The organism is Inquilinus sp. YAF38 (genome assembly GCF_052113205.1).
GTDB lineage: Bacteria > Pseudomonadota > Alphaproteobacteria > DSM-16000 > Inquilinaceae > Inquilinus.
Window position 1 is genome coordinate 56,944 of sequence record NZ_JBFRCU010000013.1, and the last position, 25,103, is coordinate 82,046.

Annotated in this window: 24 protein-coding genes; 10 read left to right on the plus strand and 14 right to left on the minus strand. The window is 70.5% G+C overall.

Translation table 11 applies throughout. The features are described 5' to 3' along the window. The 3 genes from AB4Z01_RS08435 (at nucleotide 1) to AB4Z01_RS08445 (ending at nucleotide 5,862) form a co-directional block, all read left to right on the plus strand. Nucleotides 1-3,117, plus strand: coding sequence for an efflux RND transporter permease subunit (locus tag AB4Z01_RS08435; protein WP_441692396.1), 3,117 nt, complete (start codon nucleotides 1-3; stop codon nucleotides 3,115-3,117). Nucleotides 3,118-3,524: 407 nt separating this feature from the next. Next, entirely contained in the window at nucleotides 3,525-4,946 is a 1,422-nt protein-coding gene (locus tag AB4Z01_RS08440; RefSeq protein ID WP_441692397.1) for a hypothetical protein, read from the plus strand. A 121-nt stretch (nucleotides 4,947-5,067) separates the two neighbouring features. Further along, on the plus strand, nucleotides 5,068-5,862 hold the full coding sequence (locus tag AB4Z01_RS08445) for an undecaprenyl-diphosphate phosphatase (protein WP_441692399.1): 795 nt from the start codon (nucleotides 5,068-5,070) through the stop codon (nucleotides 5,860-5,862). A gap of 39 nt (nucleotides 5,863-5,901) precedes the next feature. On the opposite strand, the gene AB4Z01_RS08450 is transcribed toward AB4Z01_RS08445, so the two are convergent. From AB4Z01_RS08450 to AB4Z01_RS08465, 4 genes are all read right to left on the minus strand, one after another. After that, a complete protein-coding gene (locus AB4Z01_RS08450; protein ID WP_441692400.1) occupies nucleotides 5,902-6,384 on the minus strand; it encodes a hypothetical protein in 483 nt (160 codons plus the stop codon). Nucleotides 6,385-6,456: 72 nt separating this feature from the next. Beyond that, complete coding sequence (locus AB4Z01_RS08455; RefSeq protein WP_441692401.1) at nucleotides 6,457-6,792, minus strand: hypothetical protein; 336 nt, start codon at nucleotides 6,790-6,792, stop codon at nucleotides 6,457-6,459. A gap of 382 nt (nucleotides 6,793-7,174) precedes the next feature. Then, the gene (locus AB4Z01_RS08460) at nucleotides 7,175-8,392 is read right to left on the minus strand and encodes a family 1 glycosylhydrolase (RefSeq protein WP_441692402.1); all 1,218 of its coding nucleotides are present in this window, start codon (nucleotides 8,390-8,392) and stop codon (nucleotides 7,175-7,177) included. Next, nucleotides 8,350-8,691, minus strand: a complete 342-nt coding sequence (locus tag AB4Z01_RS08465; RefSeq protein ID WP_441692404.1) for a cupin domain-containing protein — start codon at nucleotides 8,689-8,691, stop codon at nucleotides 8,350-8,352. The genes AB4Z01_RS08460 and AB4Z01_RS08465 overlap by 43 nt, the downstream gene beginning before the upstream one ends. 145 nt (nucleotides 8,692-8,836) lie before the next feature. Here AB4Z01_RS08465 and AB4Z01_RS08470 point away from each other — a divergent pair, with 145 nt between their 5' ends. Beyond that, nucleotides 8,837-9,256, plus strand: a complete 420-nt coding sequence (locus tag AB4Z01_RS08470) for an acyl-CoA thioesterase (protein WP_441692406.1) — start codon at nucleotides 8,837-8,839, stop codon at nucleotides 9,254-9,256. On the opposite strand, the gene AB4Z01_RS08475 is transcribed toward AB4Z01_RS08470, so the two are convergent. Both AB4Z01_RS08475 and AB4Z01_RS08480 read right to left on the minus strand, forming a co-directional pair. After that, complete coding sequence (locus AB4Z01_RS08475; protein ID WP_441692407.1) at nucleotides 9,253-10,461, minus strand: MFS transporter; 1,209 nt, start codon at nucleotides 10,459-10,461, stop codon at nucleotides 9,253-9,255. The two genes, AB4Z01_RS08470 and AB4Z01_RS08475, sit on opposite strands and share 4 nt — an antisense overlap. A 74-nt stretch (nucleotides 10,462-10,535) precedes the next feature. Then, on the minus strand, nucleotides 10,536-11,132 hold the full coding sequence (locus AB4Z01_RS08480; protein WP_441692409.1) for a PRC-barrel domain-containing protein: 597 nt from the start codon (nucleotides 11,130-11,132) through the stop codon (nucleotides 10,536-10,538). Between the two features lie 162 nt (nucleotides 11,133-11,294). Here AB4Z01_RS08480 and mdh point away from each other — a divergent pair, with 162 nt between their 5' ends. Then, the gene (mdh, locus tag AB4Z01_RS08485; RefSeq protein ID WP_441692411.1) at nucleotides 11,295-12,257 is read left to right on the plus strand and encodes a malate dehydrogenase; all 963 of its coding nucleotides are present in this window, start codon (nucleotides 11,295-11,297) and stop codon (nucleotides 12,255-12,257) included. Between the two features lie 226 nt (nucleotides 12,258-12,483). After that, nucleotides 12,484-12,699 (plus strand): hypothetical protein, encoded by a 216-nt coding sequence (locus AB4Z01_RS08490; protein WP_441692412.1) that lies wholly within the window; start codon nucleotides 12,484-12,486, stop codon nucleotides 12,697-12,699. 3 nt (nucleotides 12,700-12,702) lie between these two features. Here the strand turns inward: AB4Z01_RS08490 and panC are convergent, their stop codons facing one another. The 6 genes from panC to AB4Z01_RS08520 form a co-directional block, all read right to left on the minus strand. After that, nucleotides 12,703-13,542, minus strand: coding sequence for a pantoate--beta-alanine ligase (panC, locus tag AB4Z01_RS08495; RefSeq protein ID WP_441692414.1), 840 nt, complete (start codon nucleotides 13,540-13,542; stop codon nucleotides 12,703-12,705). Then, a complete protein-coding gene (gene panB, locus AB4Z01_RS08500; protein WP_441692415.1) occupies nucleotides 13,539-14,363 on the minus strand; it encodes a 3-methyl-2-oxobutanoate hydroxymethyltransferase in 825 nt (274 codons plus the stop codon). Before panB ends, panC begins: the two co-directional genes overlap by 4 nt. A 145-nt stretch (nucleotides 14,364-14,508) precedes the next feature. Beyond that, on the minus strand, nucleotides 14,509-14,985 hold the full coding sequence (locus AB4Z01_RS08505; protein ID WP_441692417.1) for a carboxymuconolactone decarboxylase family protein: 477 nt from the start codon (nucleotides 14,983-14,985) through the stop codon (nucleotides 14,509-14,511). A 44-nt stretch (nucleotides 14,986-15,029) separates the two neighbouring features. Next, on the minus strand, nucleotides 15,030-15,506 hold the full coding sequence (locus AB4Z01_RS08510; RefSeq protein ID WP_441692418.1) for a carboxymuconolactone decarboxylase family protein: 477 nt from the start codon (nucleotides 15,504-15,506) through the stop codon (nucleotides 15,030-15,032). 103 nt (nucleotides 15,507-15,609) lie between these two features. Next, a complete protein-coding gene (locus AB4Z01_RS08515; RefSeq protein ID WP_441692419.1) occupies nucleotides 15,610-17,028 on the minus strand; it encodes an amidase in 1,419 nt (472 codons plus the stop codon). A 59-nt stretch (nucleotides 17,029-17,087) separates the two neighbouring features. Continuing rightward, nucleotides 17,088-17,372, minus strand: coding sequence for a GNAT family N-acetyltransferase (locus tag AB4Z01_RS08520; protein WP_441692420.1), 285 nt, complete (start codon nucleotides 17,370-17,372; stop codon nucleotides 17,088-17,090). 96 nt (nucleotides 17,373-17,468) lie between these two features. Between AB4Z01_RS08520 and AB4Z01_RS08525 the strand changes: the two genes are divergently transcribed. The 3 genes from AB4Z01_RS08525 (at nucleotide 17,469) to AB4Z01_RS08535 (ending at nucleotide 21,513) form a co-directional block, all read left to right on the plus strand. Further along, complete coding sequence (locus AB4Z01_RS08525) at nucleotides 17,469-18,686, plus strand: putative DNA modification/repair radical SAM protein (RefSeq protein ID WP_441692421.1); 1,218 nt, start codon at nucleotides 17,469-17,471, stop codon at nucleotides 18,684-18,686. Continuing rightward, complete coding sequence (locus tag AB4Z01_RS08530) at nucleotides 18,686-20,113, plus strand: UdgX family uracil-DNA binding protein (protein WP_441692470.1); 1,428 nt, start codon at nucleotides 18,686-18,688, stop codon at nucleotides 20,111-20,113. The genes AB4Z01_RS08525 and AB4Z01_RS08530 overlap by 1 nt, the downstream gene beginning before the upstream one ends. A 158-nt stretch (nucleotides 20,114-20,271) precedes the next feature. Then, nucleotides 20,272-21,513 (plus strand): class I SAM-dependent methyltransferase, encoded by a 1,242-nt coding sequence (locus tag AB4Z01_RS08535; protein WP_441692422.1) that lies wholly within the window; start codon nucleotides 20,272-20,274, stop codon nucleotides 21,511-21,513. A gap of 42 nt (nucleotides 21,514-21,555) precedes the next feature. On the opposite strand, the gene AB4Z01_RS08540 is transcribed toward AB4Z01_RS08535, so the two are convergent. Both AB4Z01_RS08540 and AB4Z01_RS08545 read right to left on the minus strand, forming a co-directional pair. Continuing rightward, a complete protein-coding gene (locus AB4Z01_RS08540) occupies nucleotides 21,556-22,740 on the minus strand; it encodes an MFS transporter (RefSeq protein ID WP_441692423.1) in 1,185 nt (394 codons plus the stop codon). Between the two features lie 111 nt (nucleotides 22,741-22,851). Beyond that, entirely contained in the window at nucleotides 22,852-24,015 is a 1,164-nt protein-coding gene (locus AB4Z01_RS08545) for a GSCFA domain-containing protein (protein WP_441692424.1), read from the minus strand. 175 nt (nucleotides 24,016-24,190) lie between these two features. Here AB4Z01_RS08545 and AB4Z01_RS08550 point away from each other — a divergent pair, with 175 nt between their 5' ends. Continuing rightward, nucleotides 24,191-25,084 carry a LysR family transcriptional regulator gene (locus AB4Z01_RS08550; protein ID WP_441692425.1) on the plus strand — a complete coding sequence of 298 codons (894 nt, stop codon included), beginning with the start codon at nucleotides 24,191-24,193 and terminating at the stop codon, nucleotides 25,082-25,084. Nucleotides 25,085-25,103 lie beyond the last annotated feature (19 nt).

Sequence of the window (25,103 nt, forward strand, 5' to 3'; positions counted from 1 at the left end):
ATGGTCCTGTCCGACACCGCCATCAAGCGCCCGGTCTTCGCCGTCGTCGTCAGCCTGCTGCTGGTGGTGCTGGGCGTCTTCGCCTTCCAGCGGCTGACCGTCCGCGAATACCCCAACATCGACCCGCCGGTGGTGTCGATCAGCACCACCTATGAAGGCGCCTCGGCCCAGGTGATCGAGAGCCAGATCACGCAGGTGATCGAGGAGGGCGTGGCCGGCGTCGCCGGCATCCGCACCATGCGCTCGACCAGCCAGGAGGGGCGGTCCAGCGTCCGGCTGGAGTTCGACATCGAGCGCGATGTCGAGAGCGCAACCAACGACGTGCGCGATTCGGTCGGCCGGGTGATCGCCAGGCTGCCGGACAATGCCGACACCCCGATCATCCGCAAAGTCGATGCCGACGCCAGCCCGATCATCTACGCCACCCTGACCAGCGACGGCCGTTCCGCGATCGAGCTGAGCGACATGGCCAAGCGCTATGTCGTCGACCCGCTCTCGGCCGTCGACGGCGTTGCCCAGGTGACGATCGGCGGCGAGCGCCAGCCGTCGATGCGGGTCTGGCTGGACCGCAACGCCATGGCGGCGCGGCTGGTCACCGCGCAGGACGTCAAGGACGCGCTGGAGGCCCAGAATGTCGAGCTGCCGTCGGGCCGGGTCGAATCAAACGACCGCGAGCTGACGGTGCGCACCAACACCCGGCTGTCGACGCCGGAGGAGTTTGCCCGCATCGTGCTGCGCCGCGAGGGCGAGACCCTGGTGCGGCTGGGCGACGTCGCCCGGGTCGAGGTCGGCGCCCGCGACGACCGCAGCGGTTTCCGCGCCGACGGCAAGCCCGCCGTCGGCATCGGTATCGTCAAGCAGTCGACCGCCAACACGCTGGACGTGGCCGAGGGCGTGCGCCACGCGATGGACGCGCTGCGCCAGTCGCTGCCGCCGGATGTGCGGATCGAGATCTCTTCCGACGACAGCGTCTTCATCGACAAGTCGATCGAGGAGGTGTTCCTGGCGCTGGCCATCGCGCTGGCGCTGGTGATCGGCATCGTCTTCATCTTCCTGCGCAGCATCCGCGCCACGCTGATCCCGGCCGTCGCCGTGCCGGTCTCGATCACCGCCTCCTTCATCGTGCTGGCGGCGCTGGGCTATTCGATCAACGTCCTGACCCTGCTGGCGATGGTGCTGGCGATCGGCCTGGTGGTCGACGACGCCATCATCGTGCTGGAGAACATCAGCCGCCGGATCGAGCATGGCGAGCCGCCGCTGGTCGCCGCCTATCTCGGCTCGCGCCAGATCGGCTTCGCCGTGGTCGCCACCACCGCGGTTCTGACCGCCGTGTTCGTTCCGATCTCCTTCCTGCAGGGCAATGTCGGGCGGCTGTTCAGCGAATTCGGCATCACCGTCGCCTCCTCGGTGCTGTTCTCGGCGCTGATCGCCCTGACCCTGACGCCGGCGATGTGCAGCCGGCTGCTGCGCCCGGCCAACGAGGAGACCTGGCTGCACAAGGTGACCGAGCATGGCTTCGACCTGCTGAACCGCGGCTACAAGGCGACGCTGGGCTTCGCCCTCGCCGCGCCCCTGCTGGTCTGCGCCATCGCCGTGGCGCTCAGCCTCGGCGCCGTGGCGCTGCTGCAGGGCCTGCCGCAGGAATTCGTGCCGACCGAGGATCGCGGCCGGGTGGTGATCAGCGCCACCGGGCCGGAAGGCTCCAGCCTGGAATACACCAGCGCCCAGCTGACCCGGATCGAGACGGCGCTGGCGCCCTATGTCGAGGCGCAGGACGTCACCCGCATCCTCGCCATCCTGGCGCCGTCCTGGGGGCCGGCCGGGGTGAACCGGGTCACCGTCATCGGCCAGATGAAGCCCTGGGACGAGCGCAGCCGGTCGCAGCAGACGGTGGTGCGCGAGTTGGCGGCCAAGCTGGCCGGCATCCCCGGCATCCGCGCCGTCGCCATCAACCCGAGCGGCCTCTCCCGCGGCTCCGGCGCCCCGGTGCGCTTCGTCATCGGCGGCAACACCTATGAGGAGCTGGTCGGCTGGCGCGACCGGCTGGAAGACAAGCTGCGCAACTCCCGCGTGCTGCGCAACCTGCAGGCCGATTACGACGAGACCAAGCCGGAGCTGCGCGTCGCCATCGACCGCAACCGCGCCGCCGATCTCGGCATCTCGATCCGCGCCATCGGCGAGACGTTGGAGACCATGTTCGGGTCGGTTGCCGTCACCCGCTACGAGGATGACGGCGAGGAATACGACGTGGTGCTGCAGGCTAGGGCCGAGGACCGGCAGACGCCGCGCGACCTGTCCAACATCTTCGTCCGCGCCTCCGGCGGCACGCTGGTGCCGCTGACCAGCCTGGTGAAGCTGCAGGACGTCGCCGGGCCGGCCAGCCTGGGCCGGTTCGACCGGGTCCGCGCCATCACCTTCACCGCCAGCCTGGCCGACGGCGCCACGCTGGGCGACGCGGTGGACGAGATCCGCGCCGCCGTCGCCGAGGTGCTGCCGACCGAGGCCCGCCTGTCCTGGGACGGCGACACCCGCGAATTCCTGGAGAGCAGCGTCTCGCTCTACATCACCTTCGGCACCGCGCTGCTGATCGTGTTCCTGGTGCTGGCGGCGCAGTTCGAGAGCTTCGTCCACCCGGTCACCATCCTGCTGACCGTGCCGCTGGCGATCTTCGGCGCGCTCGGCTCGGTGGCGCTGCTCGGCATGACGGTGAACATCTACACCCAGATCGGCATGGTCATGCTGATCGGGCTGACGGCGAAGAACGCGATCCTGATCGTCGAATTCGCCAACCAGCTGCGCGACGAAGGGCTGGACGTGCTGCAGGCGGTGCACGAGGCCGCGGCGACCCGGCTGCGGCCGATCCTGATGACCTCGATCGCCACCGCGCTGGGCGCCCTGCCGCTGGCGATCGCCACCGGCGCCGGCGCCGAATCGCGCCAGGCGATCGGCGTCGTGATCTTCGGCGGCGTCATGGTCTCGACCGTCCTGTCGCTGTACCTGGTGCCGGTGCTGTACCGCGCCCTGGCCCGCTTCACCTCGCCGGCCAGCCGGACCAGCAAGGAGCTGGAGCGCCAGCTGCTGGTCCATCGCAGCGAGGGCTCGTCGCCGGCGGAGTAGGAGATTCCGCCTTCTCCGGCGAAATTTTCGCCCCGGCTGCTGCAAGTTGAGCCGCCGAGTTGTTTTGTGCCTCTCCCGCTTGCGCGAGAGGTCGGGCTCGCGCAGCGAGACCGGGTGAGGGCGGCTCGGCCGCGACACCAGGATCAGCGTTTCAGGACGGGAGGGATCATGTGCTCCCCCGCGGAAACGCTGCGCTTTCGGCGAGGCCGCCATCCCCTCACCCGGAGCCGCTTCGCGTCTCCGACCTCTCCCGCAAGCGGGAGAGGTAATCGGCTCATATGTCCACCGTCAGTGTTACCGATCATGTGTGAAGGCCGTCGCGGGACCGGCCCCACGACGTCCTGGCACACCCGTTGCAACACCCTGACCGCCGCCCAACCCGGGCGGTGTTGCGTCGGGGGACGCCCATGAAGAAGCGATGGAAACTCGCGGCCGGGATCGCCGCCGCCCTGCTGGCCGTGCCGGCCGCCGCCTATGTCGCCGCGGTGCGGCCCAACTACCCGCCCGTCCCGGTGCTGGAGGCCCCGCCGCCGCAGACTCAGGCCGAGGCCGACCGCCAGGATCTGGAGCTGCTGCGCCGGCTGCCGGAGGTCGACCGCAGCTTCGCGGAGGGCGCCCGCGAACGCTTCGACCTGCGGATCGAGGGGCTGCTGGCGGAGGTGTCGGCGACAGGCCCCGCGGGGATGGACCGGGCCCGCTTCGAGATGGCAATCACCTGCGCCGTGGCGCTGGCCGGCAACGGCCACACCTATGTCCGCGGCGCCGCCATGGGCCGGTCGCTGAACGCGCTGCCGCTGCGGCTGGTCTGGTTCGACGACGGCCTGCACGTGGTCGCCGCCCGGGCGGCGCTGGCCGACCTGCTCGGCGCGCGCGTGGCCGTGCTGGACGGCAGGACACCCGAGGATCTGGCCGGCGCGCTGCGGCCCTGCATCGGCGGCAACGACGTCCGGGCCAAGCTGCTGTCGGTCAGCCTCCTCTCCTCCCCCGCCGCGCTGCACGCCCTCGGGTTGCTGCCCGCGGCCGATGCCGCGACCCTGGCCTTCGACCTGCCGGACGGCCGGCGCGTCGAACGGCGGATCGAGGCCGATCCGCGGCCGGCGATCCGGCCGGAGGGCGAGGTGCGGTGGCCGGCCGCCGACCTGCTGCCGACCGCGCTGCCGGCGGATGACGGCCCCTGGCGGCATGTCCTAGCGGGGGTGGACGCGCCACCGCTCTACCTGCAGCACGCCGACCGCGCCTATTGGCACGACTATCCGGCACCGGACACGCTGTTCGTCGAGTTGCGCCGCATCCGCGATGAGCCCGGCGACGGTCTTGAGCTGTTCCTCGACCGGGTGCTGGCTGAGGCCGCGGAGCGCAAGCCGAAGACCGTGATCGTCGACCTGCGCGCCAACACCGGCGGCGATTACATGCTGACCGCCGTCTTCACCCGCCGGTTGCCCGAGGTCGTCGGGCCGGAAGCGCGGATCCGTGTCCTGACCGGCCCCGACACCTTCTCCGCCGCGATCTCCACCCTAGCCCGGCTGAAGCATTTCGGCGGCGACCAGGTCGCCATCATCGGCCGGCCGGTCGGGGATTTCCCGGCCTTCTGGGGCGAGGGCGGGCGGCTGACCCTGCCGCATTCGGGCATCTCCATCCGCTACGCCACCGGCTTTCACGACTGGGGCCAAGGCTGCGGCCTGACGCAGATCGGCCGCTGCTTCTGGCTGAACTACCTGTACGGCGTCGCCGGCGGCGAATTGTCGCCGACCGTGACGGTGCCCTTCACCTTCGCCGATTACCGCGCCGGCCGGGATCCCGACCTCGAGGCCACCGCGGCCGGAGGCTGATCCGGCACCTCCTCCGAGGTGAATTCGCGCCAGGATCGGTCCCGCCGCCGCGGCGGGGCTTTCCAAACCCGTCCGCTTCGTTCACAAGCGAGGTGGCCTCGTTTCACCCCGGAGCACCGTCTTGGACTATCTGAGCGCGATCATCCTCGGGGTGATCGAAGGCATCACCGAGTTTCTTCCGATCTCCTCGACCGGCCACCTGATCATCGCCGAGCACTGGCTGGGCGAGCGCTCGGACACCTTCAACATCGTCATCCAGGCCGGCGCCATCCTGGCCGTGACCATCATCTACTGGCGCCGCATCTTCGACCTGGTGCTGGGCTGGCGCCGGCCGGAGAACCGGCACTACGCGATCCGGCTGCTGCTGGCTTTCGTGATCACCGCCGTGTTGGGCCTGGTCGCCAAGAAGCTCGGCTTCACCCTGCCGGAGAACATCCTGCCGATCGCGATCGCGCTGGTGGTCGGCGGCTTCTGGATGATCTGGGCCGAGCGGCAGGCGGCCAAGCTGCCCGACAGCGTCAAGATCACTTGGCTGGTGGCCATCGTGGTCGGCCTGGCTCAGATCGTGGCCGGCATCTTCCCGGGCACCTCGCGCTCGGCCGCCACCATCTTCGCCGCCATGCTGGTGGGCGCCAGCAACCGCGCCGCGGCGACCGAATTCGCTTTCCTGGTCGGCATCCCGACCATGTACGCGGCGAGCGCCTATGAGCTGTACGGCCAGTTCAAGGAGGGCGGCGCGCATGAGGATTGGGGCGCGCTGGGCGTCGCCTTCGTGGTCTCGACCGTCACCGCCTTCATCGCGGTGAAGTGGCTGCTGGGCTACATCCAGACCCACCGCTTCACCGCCTTCGCGATCTACCGGATCATCTTCGGCGCACTGCTGCTGGGCGCTGTGGCGCTGGGCTGGATCGCCTGACGAGCCGGCCCCTGACTTGCTAAGCCGCCTGACGGCCGGTCAGCGGTCGTTCTCGTGTCCCGGCCGATAGTAGTAGTACGGATTTCGGGAAGCGCCGCGGTTCGACGAACCGCGATCGTAGCGGCGGTTGTCGCCATCGTTGCGACGGACATAGCGATTCCGGTCGCCATTGCGCCAGCCATTGTCGCCGTCGTTGCGACGGACGTAATGGCTCCGGTCGCCATCGCGCCAGCCGTCGTCGCGGCGGCTGTAGGACCGCCGGTAGGAGCGCCGGTCGTTGTCGTAGTACGAGCGGCGGCTGCTGTAGTACCGCGGAGAGCTGTAGCCTCGCGAGTAATAGCCGCCGGGATAGCCGTAGCTCGGCCGGGAATAGCCGGTGCCGTAGCCATAGTCGTTATAGGCGTAGCTGTCGCCGTATCCGTCGTACCCGTAGTCTCCCGGATAGGCGACGCAGGCACCCAGGCTGGCCGCAGTCGCCAGGGCACCCACCAGGAAAAACCGACGCAGACCGGTCGGGGACATGAGCTGATACTCCTTAAGGCCGCGGGCCGCTTCCCTCAACCCGCGGCTGGGTAAGACATGGGCGGCCGGCGGCTAGCGCCGGTTGCCGCCTCGAGCATCGTCGTCGTAAGTGCTGTAGCCGACGCCATAGCCGTAGCGTGGATAGCCGTAGTACCGGGGATAGCCGGAGTACCGCGGGGCCCTGTAGTAGTTTGGATAGCTGTAGGCTCGCGGATAGCTGTAGGCCCGAGGATAACTGTAGTACCTCGGGGCGCTGTAGGTCGGCGGCGGCGCATAGGCATAGTCGTCATAGCCATAGGTGCTGTAGCCGGCATAGCCCACCGGATAGGCGTAGCAGCCGCCGAGGCCAGCCGCGGCTGCGGCCAGGGTACCGGCCTGTACCAGCCGGCGCAGACGGGTCCGAGTCATGACCTGACACTCCATCAGGCCGCGGGCTGTCGCCGCGATGGCGTCGCGGCGTCCCCCCGCGGCGTGACGAATCAACGCAGCGCGGCCCGTCCGGTTCCGTCGCAGGCGGAAGGCCGGCCATGCCCGCGGCGAACATACCGACGTCACATTGTGCTGCTACGGAACAGGGGTTTTATCGGTCGAATCCAGGTTTTACAGGGACTTGCGCCGGCCGTTTGAGCGGGCCGTCAGGAATTATTCTTCCAGTTTTCATCTTCGGCCGGCCGCGCCGACCCGCGACCCGTTTCACGCGAAGGGAAGCCATGACGACCTGCATCGCCGCCGATTTCGTGCTGTAGCGCCGGCCGTCACGGCGGGTGGCGCATTCGCCCGCCGATCTTCCCTACCCCCGGATGCGGAACTGCAGCCGGCGCCAGCTGTCCTTCGGCAGCGGCGCGTCGGCGCGCCGGTCCCAGACGGCCAGCCCGGCGGGCGGCGCGGCGCCGTCGTCCAGCACCGGGCCGAGGAACACGGTGGCGAGCGGCGCGCCCGCTTCCCAGGCGGCCTCGGCGGCCTCCAGTTGCACCTCCAGCCGCTCGATCCGAACACCGTCCTCGATCCGGCCCTCGCGCAGCGGCGGGTCGTCGGCCGCGACCCGCAGCGTCAGATGGAGCGGCAGCTTCGGCCAGGCCGCGGCCAGCCGGTCGAGCGCCCGGCGCAGCGAGTCGGGGCCGGCGCTCTCCGGCGCGGTGCCGCGCGGCCGGCTGAGCAATTCGACCCCGCCCGGGGCCGCATCCTCCATCCGCGCCCAGAGCGGCCCGGCATGGTCGAGCAGCAGCAGGTCGACCGGGCCGCGGCAGCGCTTCTCGTCGTCCTCCTCGACCAGCCGGCCCAGCCGCTCGGCCGCCAGTTCCGGATACCGGCCGTCGCGCAGGGTGGAGACCGCCCCCTCCCAGCCCAGCGCCTCCGCGATCACGACGGCGTCGGAGGAGGCCAGCGTGTCGTCCCAAGGCTCGGGCGGCGGGCCGGCCAGCGCGGCGCCCAGCCGCCAGCCGGTGCTCTCCTGCCGCAGCGCCGACAGCGCCAGGCCGCGGCCGAGCAGCAGATGGTGCAGGATCGCGCGGTAGGCCGCGTCCTCCGCCATGCCGATCGGGCGGTCGCGCCAGGCGGCCTCGTCGCGGGCGAAGCCGGGGGCGCCAGCATCGACCGAAAGCGCCGCCATGCGGTCGCCGATCCGACCGGCGACCCGGCAGGCGAATTCGGCGAAGCGCCAGGCCGTGTCGCGCGCGGTCCAGCCGCCGCGGATGCGGATGTCGCGCGGCAGCCGGGCCGGCGCCAGCATCGGCCAGGGGCTTAGCCCGGCCTCGCCCATCGCATCGACCCGGCGATCAAGCCCGGCCAGCGCCGCAGGGTCGAGCTTGCCGCGGCCCTCCGGCTGCAGCGCCGCCCAGTCGAGCGCAAAGCGGCCGGCCACGGCGCCCATCTCGGCGGCCAGGCGCAGCGCCTCGGCTTCCTGTCGCGGCGTCGCCGGTGCGCCGAGATCGGCACCCCAGGCCGGCGTGGCTCGCGGTGCCAGCTCTAGCGCGTCTCCCCGCCCTCCGGCCCCCAGAAGATCACCCATGTCGCAAAATCATCGCTGAACTCCTCGAACCGATGCTCCATATGGGCCGGAACGAAGATCACGTCACCCGGCCCGAACGGTTTGCGCTCGCCGTCGCGGAAGAATGTGCCGGTGCCGCGCCAGACCACATAGAGCTCGTCGCGCCTGTGCGGCTCCTGCGGATCGGTGCCGCGCGGGGCGTACAGCCCGGTCTCCATGGTGCCGTGCTGCAGCCGGTCGAGGAACTGCTCGGCCGGCAAAGCGGGAAAAAGAGCCTCGGTCCCGGCCACCGTGACCAGCCAATCCTGTTCGGCGCTCATGGCGCTTCTCCTTCTGTCCCTGGTCCGGGAACGGTAGGCCCGCCGGCCCCGCCCGGCGACCGGAACCTTGTCTCGCGACAAGCTGCGGCTTTTCTCCGCCGCCGATTCGGGGCTATCTCGCGGGCAGCCCCGACCGGAGTGCAGAATGACTGAGTTCGACCCGACCGATCCCGCCGCCTACCCGCATTGGGCGGAGGAGCGCGTGCGCTACTCCGACACCGACGCGCTGGGCCATGTGAACAACAACGCGTACGGCGTCTATTTCGAGACGGCGCGGCTGCATTTCTTCCGCGATGCCGGCATCCATCTGGGCAAGAGCCGCGGCGCCGTGGTGGTCCGCATCACCATGAACTTCCTGCGCGAGCTGACCTGGCCGAACGACGTGCGCATCGGCACCCGGATGGTGAAGCTGGGCGGCAAGTCCTTCACCTACGCCCAGGCGCTGTTCGTCGGCGACCGCTGCCACGCGACGGCGGAGACGGTGAGCGCGATGTTCGACCTGGAGACGCGCCAGTCCTTCCCGATCCCGGAGGAGCTGCGCACCCGCTTCGCGCCGGAGCTTTAGGCCTCCTCGGCTGGCCGTGTCTCCGGCATCGTCAGCGTGATCAGCACCAGCCCGGCGGCGGCGACAGCCGCCAGGGTGGTGAAGGCGGCGTAGCTGCCGAACGCATCGGCCACGAGCCCGGCCAGGATGGTGCTGATCGCGGCGCCGATGCCCATGGCGCAGCCGACCAGCCCCTGGGCCAGGTTGAAATGGCCGCTGCCGCGGGCGAGATCGGCCACGGTCAGTGGCACCAGCACGCCGAGCACCGTCGCCGACACACCGTCCAGCACCTGGAACAGCACCAGCAACTGCGGCTCGCCGGTCAGCGAGAACAGGAAGGCGCGGACCGCCAGCGCCACGAAGCCGAGGATCAGGAACGGCCGCCGGCCCCAGCGCTGCGCCGCCCGGCCGATCCAGGGCGACAGGACCGTGACGGTCAACTGCGGCACGATCACCGCGGCGGCGACCATCAGCGTCGCCGCCTGGCTCGACCGCAGGGTCACCATGCTGGCGGCGAGCGGCAGCATCGCCGCATTCGCCAGGTGGAACATGGCGATGCAGCCGGCGAAGATCATCAGCGTGCGGTTGCGCGCCAGCACGGCGAGGCCGGCCAGCGAAGACTGCAGCCCCTTCCCTTCCCGCCGCGGCGCCGCCGGGGCCGCCCGGATCTCGCCGGGCCGGATTCGGGTCAGGGCGAACAGCGCCGGCGCCACCAGCGCCGCGGCCAGGAAGAACACCGCCTGGCTCGACAGATACTGACCGCACAGCCCCATCACCGCGGCGGCGATGCCGGTGCCGGCCGAGGCGAAGGCGGCATTGCGGCCCAGGCGCTCGCCCATTCCGGCCGGGCCGGCCAGGCCGAGGCTGAGCGAGACGATGGCGAAGCTGACGATGCAGCTGGCCGCCGCGTGCAGCACGCGCGACGCCAGCACGACCGGGAAGATCGGCCAGGCGGCGAAGGCGAAGGCGGCGATGCCGATCGCGGTCAGCGCCACGGCGGCCGTCGCCCGCACCGACCGCACGCTGTCGACGAAGGCCCCGAGCGGCACCTGCCCGACCAGCCCGACCAGCCCGCTGACGGTGAGCACCAGGCCGATATCGACCTGGGTCCAGCGCTGCGTCGTCAGGAACACCGCGACGAAGGCGCCGAACCCGGTCTGCACATCGGCGACGAAGAACACGAACCAGTCGAGCCCGCGGCGGCTGCCGCGAGACGGCTGCGGCACAGTCGCGTCGACCGGAGCCGTGGCCCCGGCTGCGTCCTTCCGGTCGAAACCGCCGTTTCCCGCCATCGGCCCGGCTAGGGCTTCGGCGCCGGTGCGTTGGCGTCCGGCGCGGCTGCGGGAGCGGGGGCGGCCTGGGCCGGGGCGGGAGCGGAGGACGGCGAGCCCGGCGCGTCCGGTGCGGCCGGGGCCGGCGCGGTGTCCGCCCGGCCGACCACGACCACCGGCTCGTCCCGCTTGTAGGCCGGCGCGCCGCGCAGCTGGGCCTCGGTCAGGTCGGTGACGATGGTGTCCATGCTGCCGTCCTTGGGGAAGTGCAGCACCCGCCAGTCGACCGCGATCTGGCGCGAGCCGACGCCGAGGAACCCGCCGAAATCGACGATGGCGGCCCGCGTCATTCCGGCGCGGTCGACCACCACGTCCACGACCCGGCCGAGATCGTCGCCCGAGGCGCTGCGCACCGATTTGCCGAGCAGCGTGCCGGCCGCGCCGCCATCGATCACCACCGCCGGCGTCTCCGAGGCCTGCCGCTGGTCGGGCGCCGGGGCTGCGGGCGCAGCCGGAGCCTCGGCGGCGGCAGGCGGCGTTTCAGGCTTGGCCGGCTGAGCCTCCTGGGCGCGGGAGGTGCCGGCCACCGCGACGACGGCGAGCACGGCCGGGAGGAGAATGCGCATCGCGGAACCTGCCATTGTTGTGGACCTGATCTGGGGCGCTTGCCGTCGATGACAACCGCTTCGTCCGGATCAACCCGCGACGGGCCCGCCCGTTCTTGCCGCATCTGCGAAATAGCGCTAGGACAGGGCCGACTTTTCGCCCCCTCATAAGGATGGCACGCTATGGCGCGCAACAAGATCGCCCTCATCGGCGCCGGGCAAATCGGCGGCACCCTCGCCCTTCTCGCCGGCCTCAAGGAGCTCGGCGACATCGTCCTGTTCGACGTGGTCGACGGCGTGCCGCAGGGCAAGGCGCTCGACATCGCCCAGGCCTCGGCGGTCGAGGGCTTCGACGCCGTGCTGAAGGGCGGCAGCGACTATTCCGCGATCGAGGGCGCCGACGTCGTCATCGTCACCGCCGGCGTGCCGCGCAAGCCGGGCATGAGCCGCGACGACCTGATCGGCATCAACACCAAGGTGATGCAGGCGGTCGGCGCCGGCATCAAGCAATACGCCCCGAACGCCTTCGTGATCTGCATCACCAACCCGCTGGACGCCATGGTCGGCGTGCTGCGCGAGGTCTCCGGCCTGAAGCCGGAGAAGGTGGTCGGCATGGCCGGCGTGCTCGACTCGGCCCGCTTCCGCTACTTCCTGGCCGAGGAGTTCAACGTCTCGGTCGAGGACGTCACCGCCTTCGTGCTGGGCGGCCATGGCGACACCATGGTGCCGCTGGCCCGCTACTCCACCGTTGCCGGCATCCCGCTGCCGGACTTGGTGAAGATGGGCTGGACCACGCAGGAGAAGCTGGACCAGATCATCCAGCGCACCCGCGACGGCGGCGCCGAGATCGTCGGCCTGCTGAAGACCGGCAGCGCCTTCTACGCCCCCGCCTCCTCCGCCATCGCCATGGCTGAGAGCTATCTGCGCGACAAAAAGCGCGTGCTGCCCTGCGCCGCCTACCTGACCGGCCAGTACGGCGTCAGCGACTTCTACATCGGCGTGCCGGTGGTGATCGGCGCCGGCGGCGTGGAGCGGATCGTCGAGGTCCAGTTCAACGCCGACGAGAAGGCCGCCTTCGACAAGTCGGTCGCCGCGGTGAAGGGCTTGGTCGAGACCACCAAGAAACTGATGGAATCGGCTGTCTGAGCCGTCCGTTCCATTCAACTCACTGTCATTGCCGGGCTTGACCCGGCAATCCAGACGCTGTCGACATTTTCTGGATGCCCGGGTCAAGCCCGGGCATGACAGTTTTTGAGGCCCGCCTGCCGATTTCTGCCGCAATCGCGTTGCAGCTTCCAGGGTGGCGCCACCCCTCGCCTCCGCCGCCCTGGATGGCTAGAGTGCGCACCCCATGGAACGACCGAGGATGCCCATGACCCGTCTGATCCTGGCCGCCGCCGGCCTATCCGTCCTGGCCCTCGCCGCCTGCGGCAGCGACAACACCGTGCCGATCGACCGCCCGATCATGCAGGGCGAGCCGGCGCCGCCCGCGGTTCCGGCCGAGGCGATCCAGCGCCGGCCGCTGTCGGCCCCGCCCTCCTCGCTGACCGGACAGCAGGACCAGACGCAGCCGGCGCCGGCCCAGTAGGCTTTACGGCACGGCCATGTTGTCGAGCAGACGCGTGGCGCCGAGCCGGACCGCGGCGATCAGCCGCCGCGGCCGGCCGGGCGCCGGCTCGGCCAGCGTCTCGGCGTCGCGCAGCACCAGATAATCGACCGCGTCGAAGCCGGCGTCGCGCAGCCGGTCCGGCCCCGCGGCCAGCAACGCCGGATCGGCGGCGATCTCCGCCATGATCCGGTTCAGCCGCCGCGCCACCGCCAGTTGCGCCTCGCCGAGATAGGCGTTGCGCGACGACAGGGCCAGGCCGTCGCGGTCGCGCACCGTCGGCACGCCCAGGATCTCGCAGGGCAGGTCCAGGTCGCGCACCAGCCGGCGCACCAGCAGCAGCTGCTGATAGTCCTTCTCGCCGAAGGCGGCGAGGTCCGGCGCCGCCTGGATCAGCAGCTTCGCCACCACCGTCGCCACCCCGGCGAAATGGCCGGGCCGCACCGCCGCCTCGAGATCGGCGACGATCGGGCCGCTGGGTACGATCGAGAAGGCGAAGCCCTCCGGGTAAATCTCGTCGACCGTCGGCAGATAGGCCAGGTCGGCGCCGATCGAGGCCAGCTTGGCCAGGTCCTCGGCCTCGCGCCGCGGATAGCGGCTGAAATCCTCCTTCGGGCCGAACTGGGCCGGGTTGACGAAGATGCTGAACAGCACCCGGGCGGCCCCGGCCTTCCGCAGGGCCGCGGCCAGCTCCAGATGGCCCTGGTGCAGCGCGCCCATGGTCGGCACCAGGCCGATGCGGTCGCCGGCCCGGCGCCAGCCGGCCACGGCGGCGCGCAGCTCGGCCGCGGTCCGGGCGATCACGGGATTGGCGGGATCGGTCATGACGGCTTCTTCTCGGCGAAGACATGCTCGGGGCCCGGGAAGCGCCGGGCGCGGACATCGGCGGCGAAGCCCGTCGCCGCCTCGGTGATCACGGCTTCGAGGTCGGCATAGCGGCGGACAAAGCGCGGCGTCGCGGCGCCGGTCAGGCCCAGCAGGTCGTCGGTCACCAGCACCTGGCCGTCGCAGGCGGCAGAGGCGCCGATGCCGATGGTCGGGATCGGCACCTCCTCCGTGATCCGGCGGGCCAGCGGCTCGACCGTGCCCTCGATCACCAGCGAGAAGGCGCCGGCCGCGGCAATGGCCTTGGCGGCCGAGAGGATGCGCGCCGCCTCCCCCGCCGACCGGCCGCGGGCGTTGTAGCCGCCCAGCACGTTGACCGATTGCGGCAGCAGGCCGACATGGCCCATCACCGGAATGCCGCGGGCGGTGAGGAAGGCTACCGTCTCCGCCATCTCCTCGCCGCCCTCCAGCTTCACCGCCGAGGCGCCCTCGGCCATCAGCCGGGCGGAGGCGGCGAAGGCGTCGCGCGGCGAGGCCTGGTAGCTGCCGAAGGGCAGGTCGGTGACGATCGCGGCCCGGGCCGAGCCGCGGCGGACCGCGGCGGTGTGCAGCGCCATCATCTCGAGCGTGACGCCGACCGTACTGTCCAACCCGTGCACCACCATGCCCAGGCTGTCGCCGACCAAGAGCGCGTCGACATGCGGGTCCAGCAGCCGGGCCACCGGCGTGGTGTAGGCGGTCAGCACCACGATCGGCTCCTGCCCCTTGCGGGCGCGGAGCTGCGGGATCGTGATGCGCCGGATCGGCGCGGAAACGCTCACCTCGGTGCACTCCCACTCTTCGGGATCTGTCGTCCCGGACCGGGATGCTGCAGTGCAAAATGCGTCGAGGCAAGCCGGATGTCATGGCGTGAAAAAGCGACGGGCGGCCGAAGCCGCCCGCCGGAGCCCGCAGACCGGCAGAACGTCAGGCCGCGGCAGCCTCGCGGCTGGCACCATCCGGCTCCGGCCCCTTGCCGAAGCCGACCGCCAACCGGTTCCAGCTGTTGATCGAGCATACGGCCAGCGTCAGGTCGACCAGCTCTCGATCGCTGAACTGCGCCTTCGCCGCTTCATAGATTGCATCCGGCACCTGCCGTGCGTCGGCGACGCAGGTCAGCACTTCGGCCCAGGCCAGCGCCGCCTGCTCACGGGCGCTGAACAGGCCGTGCGCCTCACGCCAACCCGCCAGGCAATCGAGCCGCTGCTGGCTCTCCCCGGCCTCGCGCAGGCTCTTGGCGTGCATGTCGAGGCAGAAGGCGCAGCCGTTGATCTGCGACACGCGCAGGTCGACCAGCAGCAGCAGGGACTTCGGCAGGCCACAGCTCTCCAGATAGACGTGCACGCCGTACTGCGCCTTCAGGGCGCCGGGGGCCGTGGCGGCCCAATCGAGACGCATGGACATGTCGAAAGATCCCCTGTTTGGTGAGCGGAACCGGTTGTCGGCCCTCAGGCTGCGGCGGCCTTCCGGCTCTGCTCGTCCGGCTCCGGCCCCCGGGCAAAGCCCACGGCCAGGCGGTTCCAGCTGTTGATCGAGCCGATGGCGAGGGTCAGGTCGACCAGCTCGCGATCGCTGAACTGGGCCTTCACCTCATCATAGATCGCGTCAGGCACCTGGCGGGTGTCGGCCACCAGAGTCAGCGCCTCGGCCCATGCCAGCGCCGCCCGCTCGCGGGCGCTGAACAGGCCGTGCGCCTCGCGCCAGCCGGCCACGGCGTCCAGCCGTTGCTGGCCCTCGCCGTCCTTGCGCAGGGCCTTGGCGTGCATGTCGAGGCAATAGGCGCAGCCGTTGATCTGCGAGACGCGCAGGAACACCAGCTCCTGCAGGGTCATCGGCAGGCCGCAGCCCTCCAGATAGATGTGCACGCCGTACTGGGCCTTGATGGCACCGGGGGCGACGGTGGCGTAGTCGAGACGAGTGGACATGGGTCGAACCTTCCAGTCTTGAGATCGGAACCGCCCGTCGGGGCGGTTTCGACATCAAGACGAGATGGCCTTCGCGGATGTGACAGGCCCGGCCGATAAATCGTCAGGCGACCGTCGGTATCGCCCGGCCGAAGCCGTTTTGCCCGGCCCAGGCCTCGATCGCCCGGGCGGCGGACAGCACCGCATGGTCACCGCGGCGGCGGCCGATGATCTGCAGGCCGAAGGGCAGGCCGGCCTCGTCACGGCCGAAGGGCAGCGCCACCGAGGGCAGGCCGGCCATGGTCGGACCATAGGCCAGCGCCAGCCAGTGGAAGTAGCTGGACAGGACGGCGCCGTCGATCGTGGCCGGGTACCAGTCCTGCCACGGGAATGGCGGGTGGCCGGCCACCGGGCAGATCACCACGTCGACTTCGGACAGGAAGGCGTCGGCGTCGCGCACCACCCGGGTCTGCACCGTCAGCGCGCTGGCCACGTCGGCGAGGCCAAGCTTCAGCCCGGCGGCGACATTGGCGGTGACGTTCGGACCGACCTTGTCCGGCGTCGCCTCGACCTTCTCGCGATGGCCGGCGACGAAGCCGACGGCGCGCAACGTGGCGAAGGCCTCGTCCACACCATTCATATCCACGGCGAAATCGACGCTGCCGCCGACCGCCGGCTCCAGCGCCTGCCGGGCGGCGCGGAAGCTGCGGCGGACGCGGCTGTCGACCGGGGCGAAGCCGAGATCCTCGGTGAAGGCGACGGTCAGGCCGCCGAGATCGACCGCAGCGAGCGCGCAGAAGGGCTCGCCCTCGACCCCGAGCGACAGTGGGTCGCGCGGATCGTGCCCGACCATGGCGGACAGCATCAGCGCCGCGTCCGCCACCGTGCGCGCCATCGGCCCGTCGACCGACAGCGGCGACCAGCCATGGCCGCGGGTCTCGGTCGGGATCAGGCCCGGCGTCGGGCGGAAGCCGACGATGCCGCAATAGGCGGCCGGGGTGCGCAGGCTGCCGGCGAGGTCGGAGCCAGTGGCCAGCGGGACCATGCCGCAGGCCAGCGCCACCGCCGAGCCGCCGGAGGAGCCGGCACAGGTCAGGTCATGGTCGAACGGGTTGCGGGTCGGGCCGAACACCTGGTTGCGGGTGTTGGCGCCGGCGCCGAATTCCGGCGTGTTGGTCTTGGCCAGCACGATCGCGCCGGCCTGACGCAGCACCGCCACCACCCGCTCATCCGCTGCCGGCACGTTGTCGGCGAACAGCGGCGAGCCATAGGCGGTCAGCAGCCCCTCGGTGTCGCTGAGGTCCTTCACCCCGATCGGCAGCCCATGCAGCGGTCCCAGCGCGTCGCCGCGGCGCACCGCGGCCTCGGCCGCCCGCGCCTCGGCCCGGGCCCGGTCATACGCCTTGGCGGTGATGGCGTTGACCGCCGGGTCCGCTGCCTCGATCCGGGCGATGCAGCTTTCGACCAGATCGACCGGCGAGACCTCCCCCGCCCCGATCAGGCGCCGCAGCTCCACCGCCTCGAGATCGCACAGCTCCGCCATGACCGCCTCTTGCTTCCGGATTCTTGTCCGGCAAATCTGCGGGGCCGCGGCGGACAGCGTCAACCGCGATCGGCGGCCACCAGATCCGAGTAGTCCGGGTGGCGCTCGATGAAGGCGGCGATGAACGGGCACAGCGGCCGGATGGTCAGCCCAGCGGCGCGGATCAGGTCCAGCGTGCCGCGCGCCAGGGCCGTGCCGACGCCGCGGCCAGACAGGGCCTGCGGCACCTCGGTGTGGGTCAACGCGATCACATCGCCCTCGCGCCGGTATTCGACGAAGGCGGTGACGCCCTCGACCAGCATCTCATAGCGGTTCAGCGCCGGATTGTTGGCCACCTCGGCCATGGGTCCCTCCTGCGGATTCGTTGCCTCAGTTTAACGCGACAACACGGCCATTGACTCCATCGTGAATGAGAACAAATTAGCAACATGAACAGAGCCATGACCCTCGACGCCAAGCTGGAGATCCTGGCGGATGCCGCGAAATACGATGTGTCCTGCGCCTCCTCCGGCGCCACCGCCCGCGATTCGCGCGACGGCAAGGGGCTTGGCTCCACCAACGGCCGCGGCATCTGCCACTCCTACACGCCGGACGGGCGCTGCGTGTCGCTGTTGAAGATCCTGCTGACCAATTTCTGCCAGTACGACTGCGCCTACTGCATCAACCGGCGGACCAGCAATGTCCGCCGTGCCCGGTTTACCGTCGACGAGGTGGTGCGGCTGACCATCGGCTTCTACCGGCGCAACTACATCGAAGGACTGTTCCTGTCCTCCGGCATCGTCCGCTCCGCCGACCACACCATGGAGCAGCTGGTGGAGGTGGCGCGCCGGCTGCGGCAGGAGCACGGCTTCCGCGGCTACATCCATCTGAAGACGATCCCGGAGGCCAGCCCCGAGCTGCTGGCAGCGGCCGGCCGCTACGCCGACCGGCTGTCGATCAACATCGAGCTGCCGACCGAGGACGGGCTGACCCGGCTGGCGCCGGAGAAGCGCAGCCGCACCATCCGCGGCGCCATGGGCCGGCTGCGGCTGGGCATCGACGAGTCGGAGGCGGAGCCGAAGGCGCCCCGCTTCTCCCCCGCCGGGCAGAGCACGCAGCTGATCGTCGGCGCCGACGGGGCCGATGACGGCGCCATCCTGGGCACTGTCGCCGGCCTCTATGCCGGCTACCGGCTGAAGCGGGTCTACTACTCCGCCTTCAGCCCGATCCCGGAGGCGAGCCAAGCCCTCCCGGCCAAGGCGCCGCCGCTGCAGCGCGAGCACCGGCTGTACCAGGCCGACTGGCTGATGCGCTTCTACGGCTTCGCGGCGGAGGAGATCCTGGCCGGCGCCCCGGACGGCATGCTGGACCTGGCGGTCGACCCCAAGCTGGCCTGGGCGCTGCGCCACCGCGACCGCTTCCCGCTCGACGTCAACCGGGCCGAGCGCGGCCTGCTGCTGCGCGTGCCCGGCCTGGGCACGCGGACGGTGGACCGGATCGTCGAGGCGCGCCGGTTCCACGCGCTGCGCCTGGCCGACCTGGCGCGGCTGACCGGCGGCCTGAAGCGCGCCTTGCCCTTCATCGTCACGGCCGACCACCGCCCCACCCGCCTGCTGGACCGGGCCGATCTGCGCGTCCGGCTGGCGCCTCCGCCCACCCAGCTGTCGCTGTTCGCGTGATGCGCACGGTCCGGATCGAGCGTCCCGACGATCTCGACGCCTTCCGCCGGGCGGCGCGTAGCCTGATCGCCGTCGGCGCAGAGCCGGAGACCGTGTCCTGGCAGGAGGGGGAGGAGAGCGCCCTGCCCTTCGGCGACCCAGCCCCGGACAATGCCGCGGCCCCGCCGCTGAGCGTGCCGAAGCGGTTCCATGAGCTGGCGGAACCGGTGATCTGCCATCGCGACCCGGAACGCTTCGCCCTGCTCTACACCGCGTTGTGGCAGTTGGGCCACGGCCATCGCACGCTGCTGCAGGACCCCACTCACCCGCTGGTCCGGCGGCTGGAGCGGATGGCTGGCGCGGTCGACCGTGACGAGCACCGGATGACCGCCTTCCTGCGTTTCCGCCGGATCGAGGCGGACGGCGCCGAGCGCTTCGTCGCCTGGTTCGAGCCGGAGCACCACATCCTGCGCCGGGCGGCGCACTTTTTCATCGGCCGGTTCGCAGCGATGCGCTGGTCGATCCTGACGCCGGACGGGTCGCTGCACTGGGACGACGGGACGCTCGACATCGGCCCCGGCATGCGGCGCGAGGATGCGCCGGACGAGGATGCGCTGGAGGAGGCCTGGCGCCGCTATTACGCCGCCACCTTCAATCCGGCGCGGGCCAACCCGGCGATGCTGCGGGCGGAGATGCCGAAGCGCTACTGGCGCAACCTGCCGGAAGCCGGGCTGATTCCCAAGCTGCTGGACGGCGCGCCGGCCCGCACCCGGGCGATGATCGCGGCGACAGCCGAGCCCCCGCGCAAGGCGATACCGGCGCCGGGGCTGCACGAGCCCGGCCCCGCCGGCACCCTCGCCGGGCTGGCGTCGGAGATCGCCGCCTGCCGGCGCTGCCCGCTGCACGGCCCGGCAACTCAGCCGGTCCTGGGCGAGGGGCCACCGGACGCACCGGTCGTCTTCCTCGGCGAGCAGCCCGGGGACCAGGAGGACCTCACGGGCCGGGTCTTCGTCGGCCCGGCGGGCCAGGTGTTCGACCGGGCCCTGGCCGAGGCCGGGATCGACCGCGACCGCATCTACGTCACCAATGCGGTGAAGCACTTCAAATACGAGGTGCGCGGCAAGCGCCGCATCCATCAGCGGCCGAACAGCGGCGAGGTCGAAGCCTGCCGCTGGTGGGTGGAGCGGGAGCTGGCGCTGCTGCGGCCGCGCCTGGCGGTGGCGCTGGGGGCGACCGCGGCGCGGTCGCTGTCCGGCCATGCCGGGCCGCTGTCGGCGCTGCGCGGTCGGCCGCTGCGCTTCCGCGACGACCTGCCGGGGCTGGTCACGATCCACCCATCCTATCTGCTGCGCCTGCCCGACCCGGCCGCGCAGGAGGCGGAGCACCGGCGTTTCGTGGCGGAGCTGCGCCAGGCAGCGGCGCTGGTGCCGGAGATCCGCCGGGGCTGACCGGCGGATTCGACAAAAAGGGTACACAAATGTTCCAAGGCATGATCCAACTTTGCGCTTGGACAGGGAATCGCCCCGGCGATCCGGATCGCCTGCCATGCCCGCACGGGCTGCGTCCGATCCGCGCCTGACGGCGGTCAGAGAGAGATTCGGACAGGATGTTCATCGCACTTCTGAAATCGATCGTCCGGGACGGCAGCCTGCGGGTGGTCGACGCCGCCGGCCGTACGCATGCCATCGGCGACAGCTCTCCGCCCCGCGCGGTGATCCGGCTGAAGTCCCCGCGGCTGGCCTATACGCTGATGCGCAATCCCGGGCTGGCGCTGGGTGAGGCCTATATGGACGGCCAGCTGACCGTCGAGGAGGGTTCGCTCTACGACTTCCTGGCGGTGGTGGCGAAGAACCTGAAGGTCGACCGCCATGGCTGGCTGGCGCTGATCGCGCGGGTGACCCGCGGGCTGAAGCAGTACAACCCGGTCGGCAAGGCGCAGCAGAACGTCGCCCATCACTACGACCTTTCGGCCCAGCTGTACGACCTGTTCCTGGACGCCGACCGCCAGTATTCCTGCGCCTATTTCGCCAACCCCGGGGACAGCCTGGAGACGGCGCAGCTGAACAAGAAGCGGCACATCGCCGCCAAGCTGCTGTTCGACCGGCCGGGGCTGAAGACGCTGGATATCGGCTCCGGCTGGGGGGGCTTGGGCCTCTACCTCGCCCGCGAGGCCGGGGCCGACGTCACCGGCGTGACCCTGAGCACCGAGCAGCACAAGCTGAGCACGGCGCGGGCGGAAGCGGCCGGGCTGGCCGACCGGGCGAAGTTCCACCTGCGCGACTACCGGCAGGAGGCCGGGCCCTATCAGCGCATCGTCTCGGTCGGCATGTTCGAGCATGTCGGCAAGCGCAACTACGCCGAGTTCTTCGCCAAGCTGCATGGCCTCCTGGCCGATGACGGCGTCGCCCTGATCCACAGCATCGGCTATTCCGACACGCCGGGCCCGATCAACCCGTTCATCCGCAAATACATCTTCCCGGGCGCCGACCTGCCGACCCTGTCGGAGCTGGCGACGATGGCGGAGCGCGTCGGTCTCTATGTCACCGATGTCGAGGTGCTGCGCATCCACTATGCCGAGACGCTGCGGCACTGGCGCGAGCGCTTCATGGCCCGCCGGGCCGATGCCGCGAAGCTGTACGATGAGCGCTTCTGCCGGATGTGGGAGTTCTACCTGGCGCTGTGTGAGGTCGGCTTCCGCTACCGCACCACGGTGATCTTCCAGCTGCAATTCGCCAAGCGCATCGACACCGTGCCGATCACCCGCGACTACATGGTCGAGCGCGAGCGGGCGATGGCGCAGACCGACACCGGCGACATCATGCCCGAACCCAACCGGACCACGGGCTGACACGGAAACGGCCCGCCGGGGATCGGCGGGCCGTCTTGTTGATCAGGAGGCGCAGTCCGCAACGGGGACCAGGGCCGGGGCTCGGCGGTCGAGCCGAAGGCTGACCATGGCCACCGCGACGCCGACCAGGGGCACCAGCGCCGCCACCCAGGGCACGGCGCCGAGGCCGGGCCCGTGCTCGATCACCTGGCCGCCGAGCCAGGCGCCCAGCGCGTTGCCGAGGTTGAAGGCGGCGATGTTGAAGCTGGAGGCCAGGCTCTGGCCGGCGCCTTCCGCCTTCTCCATCACCCACATCTGCAAGGGCGCGACGGTGGCGAAGCCGGCGGCGCCGAGCAGGCCGACGAAGATCACGGTCAGCACGATGCTGTGCACGGCGAAGGTCATCAGCCCCAGCACCACGGCCAGGACCAGCATGCTGCCCAGCACCGTCGGCACCAGCCAGCGATCGGCGAACCTGCCGCCAACCAGGTTGCCGACCACCAGCCCGCCGCCGAACACCAGCAGGATCGGCGACACCGCGTGCTCCGACACGCCGGTAATCTGGGTCAGGATCGGCGCGATATAGGTGAAGACGGCGAAGACGGCGGCGAAGCCCAGCACGGTGGTCAGCAGGCCCAGCAGCACCGGGCGGCGCGCCAGCACCGTCAGGTCCTGCCGCCAGTCCGATGGCTCGGCCGGCGCCTCGTCCTTCGGCACGGCGAAGGCGATCACGGCGAGGGCGACGAGGCCGACCGCGGTCACGGCCCAGAAGGTGGAGCGCCAGCCGAAGCCCTGGCCCAGCCAGGTGCCGAACGGCACGCCCAGGACGTTGGCGACGGTCAGGCCGGTGAACATGATGGCGATGGCCGAGGCGCGCCTCTGCGCCGGCACCAGGCCGGTGGCGACCACCGAGCCGACGCCGAAGAAGGTGCCGTGGGCGAAGGCGGTCAGCACGCGCGCCGCCATCAGCGTGGCGTAGTCGGGCGCCACCGCACAGGCCAGGTTGCCGAGGGTGAAGATCACCATCAGCCCCAGCAGCACGGTCTTGCGCGGCATCCGGCCGGTCAGGGTGGTGAGGATCGGCGCGCCGGCGACGACGCCGAGCGCATAGCCGCTGATCAGCAGGCCGGCGGAGGAGATCGAGACGCCGAGATCGGTCCCGACCTCCATCAGCAGGCCCATGATCACGAATTCGGTGATGCCGATGCCGAAGGCACCGACTGCGAGGGCATAGAGGGCGACGGGCATGACGGCCACCTTGCGATGAAAGCTCACCGCTAGATGGCCGCCAAACCCAGCTTGAACTATGCTTCGGGGAAGCCAATCAGTTGTGACGTGGCTTCCAAGATGCCAAACCCGCTACTCCGCCGCGATCGCCGCCCCCTGCGCCGCACGGCGCGCCGCGATGCGCTGCTGCCGCCGCTCCTCGCGGATCTTCGCCCGCTCCAGCTCGCGTTGTCTCTTGATCGCCGCCACCCGGGCGGCCCTGCGCTCATCCGGAGTCTCGGCCTCGTGCAGTGCCACCGCGGCGTGGCCGAGCTGGCCGATCCGCCGGTCCTGGCGCTGGGCGTAGCGGAACGAGGCCAGCACCGCCACGTCGTCCATTTCAGTTTGGCAGTAGTAGCGCTCGAACACCTTCATGTTGAAGTCCAGCACATGGGAATAGACATGCCGCCGGTCGTCCCGCCACTGGTGGCTGAAGCCGTGCATGACGATGTCGTAGCTCGGGAAATAGAACAGCCGCGGGTCGGTCGGCGCGTTGCGGCGGAAGAACTCGTCCATCGCCGAGCGCAGGATCGCCTTCGACACCGCATTGGCCGACAGGCAGGTCACCGGCCGGAAGGTCGCGGTCAGCGGGATCGGCGACACCGTGAACAGCACCGCCGCATCCGGCCGGAAGGCGCGGATCAGCGCATGGATCGCCTGCAGGTTCTCGAGGTTCTCGGCATGGCTGGTGACCCGGAACTTGTGCCGCGCCGGGTCGTATTTGTCCTTCGGCACCGCCCGCCAGAACACCTCGCCGGTCGGCTCGTCGTACCACACCTCGGACAGGCCGAGGGTGATGACGAACAGCTCCGCCTCGTCGAACAGCGCCTTGGTGCGCTGCCGCACCGCCTCGTCATAGCCGAACTGGGCGGCGTCATAGCCGTGCCACAGCTCGGCCTGCGGCGTCTTGCCCAGCCAGGCCCATTCGAATTGCTGGCGGATGGCGAAGGTGTTGACCATACCGTCGCCCATGCTCGAGACATAGGCGAGATTGTCGCGCTTGGTCAGGACGTTGAAGCCGGCCTTGTGCAGGTAGCGGCTGATGTTCTCGGCGAAGCAGGAGCCGAAGGCGACGATCGGCGTGTCCTGGGTCACGAACCGCTCGGCCGGCATCCAGCCCTTGGCGAAGTAGTCGGAGACGACGCCGGCGCGCTCGAGCGACTTGTCGCTCGGGTAGAAATTCGTCGTCTCGCCGCGGAAGAACGTCGCGCTGGCCTTGCGCTGCGCGCCGTCCTGCTCGATCAGGATTCTGGACATGGGAGATCCCTTCCGTCTAGCGACCCAGTCCAGCTGGGCCGGCAACACCTCGAAACCAGTTTTGATGCACCGCAGCATGCCAGGACGTCGTTTCCGAATCCACCCTCGATAGTCCGAAACCTTGATTTGAAGATTTCAGGGAATCGAACCGCAGCACTCCAGCCGAGAACCGCCGATGGACATCAACCGTTCCGGTGAAATGGAAGTCTTCGTCCGGGTGGTGGAGGAAGGCAGCTTCTCCGCCGCCGCCCGCCGTCTCGGCCTGACGCCGTCGGCCGTCGCCAAGCTGATCGGCCGGCTGGAGGAGCGGCTGGGGGTGCGCCTGCTGGCCCGTTCGACCCGCAGCCTGAGGCCGACGCCGGAGGGCGACCTGTTCTACGATCAGGCCAGCCGGATCCTGGCCGACATCGCCGAGGCCGAGGCCGGCGTCGCCGGCGCTTCGGCACCACGCGGGCGGCTCCGGATCAGCGCCTCGATCCCGTTCGGCACCCATTGCGTGGTGCCGCTCTTGCCGGAGTTCCGCGCCCGCTTCCCGGCGGTGACGCTGGATGTCAGTCTGACCGACGAGGTGGTCGACATCCTGGCCGAGCGCACCGATGTCGCCATCCGCCACGGGCCGTTGCGCGACAGCAGCCTGCAGGCCCGCAAGCTGGGCGCCAGCCGGCGTGCCGTGATCGCGGCGCCGTCCTATCTCGAGCGCCGCGGCGTGCCGCAGACCCCGGCCGATCTGGCCGGGCATGACTGCCTGACCTTCAACTACCGGCGCAGCTTCACCGACTGGATCCTGACCGGGCCGGACGGGCCGAAGCCGATGCAGGTGACCGGCCCGCTGGTGGTCAACAATGGCGAGACGCTGCGCCAGGCGGTGCTGGCCGGAATGGGCATCGGCCGCACGGCCCTCTATCATATCAGGCCCGACCTCGAAGCCGGCCGGCTGGTCGAGCTGCTGCCGGACCACGACCCGCGCGAGATGGAGGAGATCCACGCCGTGTTCCTGGGCCGCGGCACCATGCCGGCCCGGGTGCGCGCTTTCATCGACTTCCTGGTCGAGCGGCTGCGGTTCGAGTAGGGATTCGGCCGGCCTCGGG

What these genes read in the sequence shown, in the direction of transcription:
- AB4Z01_RS08455 (WP_441692401.1), bottom strand. Translation starts at nt 6,792, where the DNA reads ATGACTCGGACCCGTCTGCGCCGGCTGGTACAGGCCGGTACCCTGGCC.
- AB4Z01_RS08510 (WP_441692418.1), bottom strand. Translation starts at nt 15,506, where the DNA reads ATGTCCACTCGTCTCGACTACGCCACCGTCGCCCCCGGTGCCATCAAG.
- AB4Z01_RS08465 (WP_441692404.1), bottom strand. Translation starts at nt 8,691, where the DNA reads ATGAGCGCCGAACAGGATTGGCTGGTCACGGTGGCCGGGACCGAGGCT.
- AB4Z01_RS08435 (WP_441692396.1), top strand. Translation starts at nt 1, where the DNA reads ATGGTCCTGTCCGACACCGCCATCAAGCGCCCGGTCTTCGCCGTCGTC.
- AB4Z01_RS08520 (WP_441692420.1), bottom strand. Translation starts at nt 17,372, where the DNA reads ATGGCCGAGGTGGCCAACAATCCGGCGCTGAACCGCTATGAGATGCTG.
- AB4Z01_RS08545 (WP_441692424.1), bottom strand. Translation starts at nt 24,015, where the DNA reads ATGTCCAGAATCCTGATCGAGCAGGACGGCGCGCAGCGCAAGGCCAGC.
- AB4Z01_RS08490 (WP_441692412.1), top strand. Translation starts at nt 12,484, where the DNA reads ATGACCCGTCTGATCCTGGCCGCCGCCGGCCTATCCGTCCTGGCCCTC.
- AB4Z01_RS08480 (WP_441692409.1), bottom strand. Translation starts at nt 11,132, where the DNA reads ATGCGCATTCTCCTCCCGGCCGTGCTCGCCGTCGTCGCGGTGGCCGGC.
- AB4Z01_RS08530 (WP_441692470.1), top strand. Translation starts at nt 18,686, where the DNA reads ATGCGCACGGTCCGGATCGAGCGTCCCGACGATCTCGACGCCTTCCGC.
- AB4Z01_RS08535 (WP_441692422.1), top strand. Translation starts at nt 20,272, where the DNA reads ATGTTCATCGCACTTCTGAAATCGATCGTCCGGGACGGCAGCCTGCGG.
- AB4Z01_RS08470 (WP_441692406.1), top strand. Translation starts at nt 8,837, where the DNA reads ATGACTGAGTTCGACCCGACCGATCCCGCCGCCTACCCGCATTGGGCG.
- AB4Z01_RS08440 (WP_441692397.1), top strand. Translation starts at nt 3,525, where the DNA reads ATGAAGAAGCGATGGAAACTCGCGGCCGGGATCGCCGCCGCCCTGCTG.
- AB4Z01_RS08515 (WP_441692419.1), bottom strand. Translation starts at nt 17,028, where the DNA reads ATGGCGGAGCTGTGCGATCTCGAGGCGGTGGAGCTGCGGCGCCTGATC.
- AB4Z01_RS08525 (WP_441692421.1), top strand. Translation starts at nt 17,469, where the DNA reads ATGACCCTCGACGCCAAGCTGGAGATCCTGGCGGATGCCGCGAAATAC.
- mdh (WP_441692411.1), top strand. Translation starts at nt 11,295, where the DNA reads ATGGCGCGCAACAAGATCGCCCTCATCGGCGCCGGGCAAATCGGCGGC.
- panC (WP_441692414.1), bottom strand. Translation starts at nt 13,542, where the DNA reads ATGACCGATCCCGCCAATCCCGTGATCGCCCGGACCGCGGCCGAGCTG.
- AB4Z01_RS08550 (WP_441692425.1), top strand. Translation starts at nt 24,191, where the DNA reads ATGGACATCAACCGTTCCGGTGAAATGGAAGTCTTCGTCCGGGTGGTG.
- AB4Z01_RS08505 (WP_441692417.1), bottom strand. Translation starts at nt 14,985, where the DNA reads ATGTCCATGCGTCTCGATTGGGCCGCCACGGCCCCCGGCGCCCTGAAG.
- AB4Z01_RS08450 (WP_441692400.1), bottom strand. Translation starts at nt 6,384, where the DNA reads ATGTCCCCGACCGGTCTGCGTCGGTTTTTCCTGGTGGGTGCCCTGGCG.
- AB4Z01_RS08460 (WP_441692402.1), bottom strand. Translation starts at nt 8,392, where the DNA reads ATGGGTGATCTTCTGGGGGCCGGAGGGCGGGGAGACGCGCTAGAGCTG.
- AB4Z01_RS08540 (WP_441692423.1), bottom strand. Translation starts at nt 22,740, where the DNA reads ATGCCCGTCGCCCTCTATGCCCTCGCAGTCGGTGCCTTCGGCATCGGC.